The 596-nt window shown below is 62.6% G+C and carries 1 protein-coding gene and 1 pseudogene; one reads left to right on the top strand and one right to left on the bottom strand.

Translation table 11 applies throughout. The annotated features are described in order from the left end of the window. Positions 1–216, bottom strand: a pseudogene (locus GZH79_RS19125) (adenosylcobinamide-GDP ribazoletransferase); the annotation flags it as partial. 72 nt (positions 217–288) lie between these two features. On the opposite strand from GZH79_RS19125, the gene GZH79_RS19120 reads away from it, so the two are divergent. Then, positions 289–596: nicotinate-nucleotide--dimethylbenzimidazole phosphoribosyltransferase (locus GZH79_RS19120; protein ID WP_249219242.1), on the top strand; the 308-nt coding region annotated here is incomplete at its 3' end.

Below are 596 nucleotides of genomic sequence, written 5' to 3'. Positions count from 1 at the left end.
GCTGGCGGGTAGGCCAATTTGCACCATCACACTTGCCACGCCAGCCGATACCACTGCGACAGCAAGCCCCGCCAATGGCCACGCCCATGCGGCCCGCGCCCCACGCTGCGTCGCCTTGGCGCTATCGACCCGGATTGGCAGGCGCGTCAGCAACCCTGTCGCCGCCCCGATATCGGACGCCGCAAACCGACGATTTAACTGGGTATCATTTGGCATATACGGGGCACTTTCCATTCCTGACCGCATGGTTAGACAGGACCGCATGTTTTGCAAAGAGGACTGCCCTTCATGACTGCCCCTTTCGATACGCTTGACAGTTTTCGTGACATATTACGTGGCGCGCCCGTCCCTGATACTGTCGCGCGCGATGCGGCGACGGCACGTAATTCCGACCTGACCAAACCCCCCGCGGCACTGGGCCGGCTTGAAGATCTGGCGATCTGGGTCGCGGGGTGGCAGGGCAATCCCCGGCCGGTGATCGGGTCACCACAGGTCATCATCTTTGCCGGTAATCACGGGATCTGCGCGCAGGGCGTATCCGCCTTTCCGCCGGAAGTGACGGCGCAGATGGTCGGCAATTTCTGTGCAGGCGGGGC

Source organism: Loktanella sp. SALINAS62 (genome assembly GCF_018263905.1).
In the GTDB taxonomy this organism is placed as follows: domain Bacteria; phylum Pseudomonadota; class Alphaproteobacteria; order Rhodobacterales; family Rhodobacteraceae; genus Loktanella.
The sequence above is the reverse complement of the archived record's forward strand: the minus strand, read 5'-3'. Positions and strand labels throughout refer to the sequence as shown.